Consider the following 6,602-nt stretch of genomic DNA (forward strand, 5'->3'; position numbering starts at 1 on the left):
AAGGAGGATCACTCGCGGCGGTTGTTTCATCACGGCCGCCGCCGCATAGGCTTTGCCTTGCGAACCTGATGAACACCGTCGAGCGATCATTCCTGGCGAGGAAGCCTTGACCCCGCAGCACAACGGCGTCCGTTCACCCGCTCTGCGGGTCCCGGACGCGCCGATCACGCTCTCCACCGCGTCGGTCTACCCGGAGAAGGTACCGAGCGCGTTCGAGATCGCCGCGCTCCTGGGCTACGACGGCATCGAGGTCATGGTCTCCACGGACGCCTCGTCGCAGGATCTGAACGTCCTGCGCCGCCTGTCCGACTACCACCAGGTCCCCATCAAGTCGATCCACGCGCCCTGCCTGCTGCTCACCCAGCGGGTGTGGGGGCGTGAGCCCTGGGGCAAGCTGGTGCGCTCCAAGGAGGTCGCCGAGGAACTGGGCGCGGAGGTCGTTGTCGTCCATCCGCCGTTCCGCTGGCAGCGTGATTACGCCAAGGAGTTCGTCGAGGGCCTGGCCCGTATGCAGGACGAGACGGATGTCCTGTTCGCGGTGGAGAACATGTTCCCGCTCAAGGCGCGCGGTGCGGAAGCGGGCATGTACCTGCCCGACTGGAATCCCGTCGACCAGGACTACCCGTACGTCACCCTCGACTTGTCCCACACCGCCGTCTCGGGGTCGGACGCCGTCGACATGGCGGGCGACCTGGGGGACCGTCTGCGGCACATCCATCTCGCCGATGGTGTGGGCATCACCAACAAGGACGAGCATCTCGTCCCGGGCCGCGGCAACCAGCCGTGCGGGGCGATGCTGGAGAACCTCGCCGAAGGCGGCTTCCGGGGGCACATCGTCCTGGAGGTGAACACGCGGCGCGCGACCAGCCGGGTCGAGCGGATGGAGGACCTCGCCGAGGCCCTGGCGTTCGCCCGCCTGCACCTGGCCGCCGCCGACCGCACCTGGGAGGTCACGCCGGCCGGGGAGGTCACCCGCCGGGGCGTGCGGTGACCGAGACCACCGGGCGCCGGGGGCCGGGGCGCCGTCCCGGCCCGACGGAGACGCGCGAGAAGATCCTGGCCGCGGCGCGCGAGATGTTCGCCGAGAAGGGCTACGACGGCGTCTCGGTGCGGGCCATCGCCCGCGCCGCCGGCGTCGATCCCGCGCTCGTCCACCACTTCTTCGGCAGCAAGGACGGCGTGTTCGTCGAGGCGATGCGCTTCCCGGTGGACCCGTCGGTCCTGCTGCCGCGCATCATGTCGGTCCCGCGCGACCGGCTCGGTGAGGCGGTCGTCCGCGCGTTCCTGGCGGTGTGGGGGGACGCCGACCGCCGCGCGCCGCTGCTGGCGATGCTCCGCTCGGCGATGACGAACGAGCGGGCGGCGACGCTGCTGCGCGAGTTCGTCACGGTCGCGCTGACCGAGCGGGCGCGGCAGGCGCTGGACGTCCCGCACGCGCAGATCCAGGCGGCGGCGGGGCAGATGATCGGCCTGATGATCCTGCGGTACGTCCTGCGCGTCGAGCCGATGGCGTCGGTTCCGGAGGAGGAACTGGTCGCGCTGGTTTCGCCGGTCATCCAGCGCTATCTGACATCGGCCTGAGCTTCGCCGGGCCTCCTTGACCGGGCTCCGCCGCGCACATAAATTCAACACATGATGAGTTCTAGCCCGGTGAACCAGGAGCCGGCCGTCCGGGTGCGCGACCTGCGGGTCGCCCGCGGCGGCCGGGAGGTCCTGCACGGGCTCACCTTCGACATCCCGCGCGGCGAGATCGCCGGCCTGATCGGCCCGAGCGGCTGCGGGAAGACCACGCTGATCAGGGCGCTCGTCGGCGTCCAGATCGTGGCGGGCGGCACGGTGACGGTGCTCGGCGCGCCGGCCGGATCGTCCGCCCTGCGGCGCCGCGTCGGATACGCGACGCAGTCCCCGGCCGTGTACGCCGACCTGACCGTCGCCGAGAACCTGCGCTACTTCGCGTCCGTCCTGCGCGCGCCCCGCTCGGACGCCGACCGCGTCATCGACGAGGTCGGGCTCGGCCGCAACCGCGGCCAGACCGCGGCGACGCTGTCCGGCGGGCAGCTCAGCCGCCTCAACCTCGCCGTCGCGCTGCTCGGCTCGCCCGAGCTGATCGTCCTGGACGAGCCGACCGTCGGCCTCGACCCGGTGCTGCGGCAGGAGCTGTGGGAGCTGTTCCGGGACCTGGCCGACGGGGGCGCCACGCTCGTCGTGTCCAGCCACGTCATGGACGAGGCGCGCCGCACCGACCGGCTGCTGATGATGCGCGAGGGGGCGGTCCTCGCCGATGGCACCCCGGAGGAGCTGCGCTCGCGCACCCGGACCTCCGACCTGGAGGCGGCGTTCCTCCGGCTGATCAACGAGAAGGCGGGGAGTCCCGCATGAGCGCGGCCATCACCTTCGCCACGATGCGGCGCATCCTCGCGCAGCTCAAGCACGACCACCGCACGCTCGCGCTGCTGGTCGGCGTGCCGACGCTGCTCATGGTCCTGCTGCGGTACGTGTTCGACCAGCCGGTGCTGTTCGACCGGATCGGCCCGATGCTGCTCGGCCTGTTCCCGTTCACGGTCATGTTCGTCGTGGCCAGCATCGCCACCCTCCGCGAGCGGACGAGCGGCACCCTCGAACGGCTGATGACCATGCCGCTCGCCAAGCTGGACCTGCTGACCGGCTACGCGCTCGCGTTCGGGCTGCTCGCGCTCGTCCAGGTCGCCGTCGTGCTGGCGATCTCGCTGACCTGGCTCGGCCTCGACCTGCACGGCTCGCTCGGCTCGCTCATCCTCGTCGCCCTGCTGGACGCCCTGCTCGGCATGGCCCTCGGCCTGCTGGCCAGCGCGTTCGCGCGGACCGAGTTCCAGGCCGTCCAGTTCATGCCCGCGCTCGTCCTGCCGCAGCTGCTGCTGTGCGGGCTGATCTACCCGCGCGAGAAGATGGCGTCCTGGCTCCAGGCGATCGCGGACGTCCTGCCGCTGTCCTACGCGGTGGAGGGCATGCAGCAGATCAGCGCCACCCCCGACTTCACCGGCACCCTGGCCCTGGACGTGGCCGTCATCGCCGCCTTCACGGTCACGTCCCTCGTCCTGGGCGCCATCACCCTCCGCCGCCGTACGGCATGACCCGTGAACGGCGGCCGAGGTTTACACGCGGCGGTGTGTCGCTCCTCAACCGGACAGGTGGGGGCAATCAGGCTCTCCGTGCTCTATCGGGCTGGTAGCTTCGCGCCATGACCTCCCCAGAGCACGGGCCACCGGGGCCGCAGCGGCCCGCGGAGGCTCCGCAGCCGCACGCCGCCGACCAGGCCGCGGGCGCCAAGGAGGCTCCCGAAAGTGACGCCGAGGGCGCGTTCTGGGGGGCCTCGGACGGCGCCGAGCGCAAGCGGAAGCGGCGCTGGCCCCGCGTCCTGATCGCGGTAGGGGTCTTCCTGGCGCTGGTCGTGGCCGGGCTCGGCGGCCTGCTGTGGCAGCGCCAGTCGTCCTACAACGGCAACATCGACCGGATCAAGGGAGTGATGCCGGACACCGGGGCGAAGCGGCCGGGGCCGAACGTGGAGGGCACCGAGAACTGGCTGCTCGTCGGCTCGGACTCGCGGGCCGAAGGCGGCACGACCGGGGAGGGCAACCAGGTCTGGAAGCCGGGGCGGCAGCGCACCGACACGATCATGCTGCTGCACCTGCCGGCGGACCGGAAGAAGGCGTACGTGATCTCGTTCCCGCGCGACTCGTGGGTCGAGATCCCCGGCTACGGCAACCAGAAGATCAACGCGGCGTTCTCGTTCGGCGGGCCGAAACTGCTGATCGAGACGATGGAGAACCTCACCGGCGTCCGCATCGACCACTATGGCGCGATCGACTTCGAGGGGTTCAAGGCGATGACGGACGCGCTCGGCGGCGTCACCGTCAACGTCAAGCAGAGCGTGTACGACCCGGCCCGCAAGAAGCAGTGGACGGCGGGCAGGCAGAAGCTCGACGGTGAGGAGGCGCTGCTGTTCGTCCGGCAGCGCTACAACCTGCCGAACGGCGACTTCGACCGGATCAAGCGGCAGCAGGCGTTCCTCGGCGCGCTCGCCAAGCAGGCCGCGGACCGGGGCACGCTCACCAACCCGCTCAAGCTCGACCGGTTCCTGTCCGCGCTCAGCAAGTCGATCAGCGTGGACGAGGGCGTGTCGGCGGGCGACCTGCGCTCGCTGGCGCTGAGCATGCGGGACGTCCGGGCGTCGGACGTGATGTTCATGACGTTGCCGCACAAGGGCACCGGCATGCGCGGCAAGCAGAGCGTCGTGTTCCTGGACGGGACGAAGGCGAAACAGCTGTTCGAGGCCGTGAAGAGCGCCGAGATGGCCGAGTACGTCAAACAGTACGGCGGCGGCAACAGCCTGGGCACCGTTTCGTGATCGCCGGCCCGCGGCGGGCATAACCTGGGACGGGTAGGGGCCCAGGGAGCAAGGGGTGCGTACGGTGCTTCGTCAGGCGTTGCTCGCCGCGTCGCGCAGTGGCGGCGCGCGCAGGGTCGTGGAGACCGCGCCGTTCACCGGCGACGTCGTCCGCCGCTTCATCGCCGGGGAGACGATCGAGGACGCGACACGCGTCACCGGGGAGCTGACCGGCGAGGGGCTGCTCGTCACGCTGGACGTCCTGGGCGAGGACACCCACGACAAGGGCCGCGCCGAGGCGAACGTCGAGCACTACGTCGAACTGCTGGAACGGCTGGGCGCCGCCGGTCTCGGCACACGCGCCGAGGTGTCGTTGAAGCTGTCGGCCATCGGCCAGACGTTCGATGAAGACCTCGCCTTGGAGAACGCCAAGCGAGTGTGCGCGGCCGCCCGTTCCGCCAGTACGACGGTCACTCTCGACATGGAAGAGCACACGACCGTCGATTCGACCCTTGGGATCGTCCACGAGCTCCGGCGTGACTTCCCGGACGTGGGGGCGGTCATCCAGTCATATCTGCGGCGGGCCGAGGAGCACTGTGCGGAACTCGCCTACGAGGGGTCCCGCGTAAGGCTGTGCAAGGGCGCGTATGCAGCACCGGCGGCGGTGGCCTTCACTGACAAGGACGAGATCGACAAGTCGTACGTCCGCTGTATGAAGGTCCTGATGGCGGGCAAGGGCTACCCGATGCTCGCCACGCACGACCCACGGCTCATCGACATCGCCGGGGCGCTGTCGATCCTGCATGAGCGCGACGCCGACACCTTCGAGTACCAGATGCTCTACGGGATCCGTCCGCAGGAGCAGCGCAGGCTCGCCGCACAGGGCGCGCAGGTCCGCGTCTACGTCGCGTACGGGCGCGAGTGGTACCAGTACTTCATGCGGCGCCTCGCGGAGCGTCCCGCCAACCTCCGCTTCTTCCTGCGCTCCGTTGCCGGACGGGCGTGAACCGCGCGGCTATAGGCTGGGCCGGTCGATGAATCCCCACGTCAAGGTATGCCGATGATCGCGATTCTGGGTGCCGGGAAGATGGGCGAGGCGCTGCTGTCCGGGGTGCTGCGGGCCGGCCGCCGCCCGTCGGAGCTGATGGCGACCGCGCGCCGCGAGGAGCGGCGCGCGCTGCTGCGCGAGCGGTACGGCATCGAGGTCGTGCCGAACACCGAGGCCGCCGCGAAGGCCGAGACGCTGATCCTCGCGGTCAAGCCGCAGGACATGGGGGCCCTGCTGGACGAGATCGGCGCGCACGTCCCGCCCGGCCGGCTGGTGATCTCGATGGCGGCGGGCATCACCACGGAGTTCGTCGAGGCGCGGCTGCCGGAGGGCGTGCCCGTCGTCCGCGTCATGTCGAACACGCCCGTCCACGTGGACGAGGCGATGAGCGTGATCTCGCCCGGGTCGCACGCGGCGGAGGAGCACCTGAAACGGGCCGAGGAACTGCTGTCCCCGGTCGGGAAGGTGCTGCGCATCCCGGAGTCGCTGCAGGACGGCGCGACGGCCCTGTCCGGCAGCGGCCCGGCGTACTTCTACTACCTGGTCGAGGCGATGGTGGACGCCGGCATCCTGCTCGGCATGCCGCGCGCCGCCGCGCTGGAGATGGTGATCCAGTCGGCCGTGGGCGCGGCGATCATGCTCCGTGACTCGGGTGAGCATCCGGTGCTGCTGCGGGAGGCGGTCACCTCCCCGGGCGGGACGACGATCTCGGCGATCCGGGAGCTGGAGCGGCACGGTGTCCGCGCCGCCGTCCTGGAGGCGATCGAGGCGGCCCGCGACCGGGGCCGCGAGCTGGCGGGCGGCTGACCGCCCGGCGCCCGGGTGCGGGGCGCGGCCGTGCCTAGGCCGCCTTGTTCCGTCGCGGCGCGGCGTGGTGGGTGACGGTGCAGACGAATCGGGCCGCGCCGCGCATCGCCTCGCTCGCCTCGGGCAGGACGCGGTTCAGGATCTGGAAGACGTGCATCTGCCCGTTCCAGACCTGGAGCTCGCAGGACGCGCCGGCGCGCTTCAGCGCGTCCGCGAACGCCTCGGCCTCGGCGCGCAGGACCTCGGCGCCGCCGACCTGGATGAGGACGGGCGGCGTGTTCGTCCAGGCGCAGGTGAGCAGGGCCAGCCGCGGGTCCTTGAAGCCGGCGGACCCCACCACGAGGCGGGCGATCCGGCGTGCCGAGGCGGGGCTGATGTAGGGGT

8 protein-coding genes are annotated in these 6,602 nt (G+C 71.0%); 7 read left to right on the top strand and 1 reads right to left on the bottom strand.

From position 1 onward, the window contains the following. Window positions 1-106: 106 nt before the first annotated feature. The 7 genes from AF1_RS22005 to proC all read left to right on the top strand — a co-directional run bounded on the left by AF1_RS22005 (window position 107) and on the right by proC (window position 6,218). Window positions 107-991, top strand: a complete 885-nt coding sequence (locus tag AF1_RS22005) for a sugar phosphate isomerase/epimerase family protein (RefSeq protein WP_067802423.1) — start codon at window positions 107-109, stop codon at window positions 989-991. After that, window positions 988-1,581 carry a TetR/AcrR family transcriptional regulator gene (locus AF1_RS22010; RefSeq protein WP_067802426.1) on the top strand — a complete coding sequence of 198 codons (594 nt, stop codon included), beginning with the start codon at window positions 988-990 and terminating at the stop codon, window positions 1,579-1,581. The genes AF1_RS22005 and AF1_RS22010 overlap by 4 nt, the downstream gene beginning before the upstream one ends. A 51-nt stretch (window positions 1,582-1,632) precedes the next feature. Next, the gene (locus AF1_RS22015; RefSeq protein WP_067802429.1) at window positions 1,633-2,379 is read left to right on the top strand and encodes an ABC transporter ATP-binding protein; all 747 of its coding nucleotides are present in this window, start codon (window positions 1,633-1,635) and stop codon (window positions 2,377-2,379) included. After that, window positions 2,376-3,110, top strand: coding sequence for an ABC transporter permease (locus AF1_RS22020; protein WP_067802432.1), 735 nt, complete (start codon window positions 2,376-2,378; stop codon window positions 3,108-3,110). The genes AF1_RS22015 and AF1_RS22020 overlap by 4 nt, the downstream gene beginning before the upstream one ends. 107 nt (window positions 3,111-3,217) lie before the next feature. Then, a complete protein-coding gene (locus AF1_RS22025; RefSeq protein ID WP_067802435.1) occupies window positions 3,218-4,384 on the top strand; it encodes an LCP family protein in 1,167 nt (388 codons plus the stop codon). A gap of 64 nt (window positions 4,385-4,448) precedes the next feature. Then, window positions 4,449-5,369, top strand: coding sequence for a proline dehydrogenase family protein (locus AF1_RS22030; RefSeq protein WP_067802443.1), 921 nt, complete (start codon window positions 4,449-4,451; stop codon window positions 5,367-5,369). A gap of 54 nt (window positions 5,370-5,423) precedes the next feature. Continuing rightward, window positions 5,424-6,218 (top strand): pyrroline-5-carboxylate reductase, encoded by a 795-nt coding sequence (gene proC, locus AF1_RS22035; protein ID WP_067802446.1) that lies wholly within the window; start codon window positions 5,424-5,426, stop codon window positions 6,216-6,218. Window positions 6,219-6,252: 34 nt separating this feature from the next. On the opposite strand, the gene AF1_RS22040 is transcribed toward proC, so the two are convergent. Beyond that, window positions 6,253-6,602: alpha/beta hydrolase (locus AF1_RS22040; RefSeq protein ID WP_157419271.1), on the bottom strand; the 350-nt coding region annotated here is incomplete at its 5' end.

Source organism: Actinomadura formosensis NBRC 14204 (assembly GCF_001552155.1).
Classification (GTDB): domain Bacteria; phylum Actinomycetota; class Actinomycetes; order Streptosporangiales; family Streptosporangiaceae; genus Spirillospora; species Spirillospora formosensis.

Coding starts and splice junctions, on each gene's coding strand:
- proC (WP_067802446.1), top strand. CDS start 5,424: ATGATCGCGATTCTGGGTGCCGGGAAGATGGGCGAGGCGCTGCTGTCC.
- AF1_RS22025 (WP_067802435.1), top strand. CDS start 3,218: ATGACCTCCCCAGAGCACGGGCCACCGGGGCCGCAGCGGCCCGCGGAG.
- AF1_RS22020 (WP_067802432.1), top strand. CDS start 2,376: ATGAGCGCGGCCATCACCTTCGCCACGATGCGGCGCATCCTCGCGCAG.
- AF1_RS22015 (WP_067802429.1), top strand. CDS start 1,633: ATGATGAGTTCTAGCCCGGTGAACCAGGAGCCGGCCGTCCGGGTGCGC.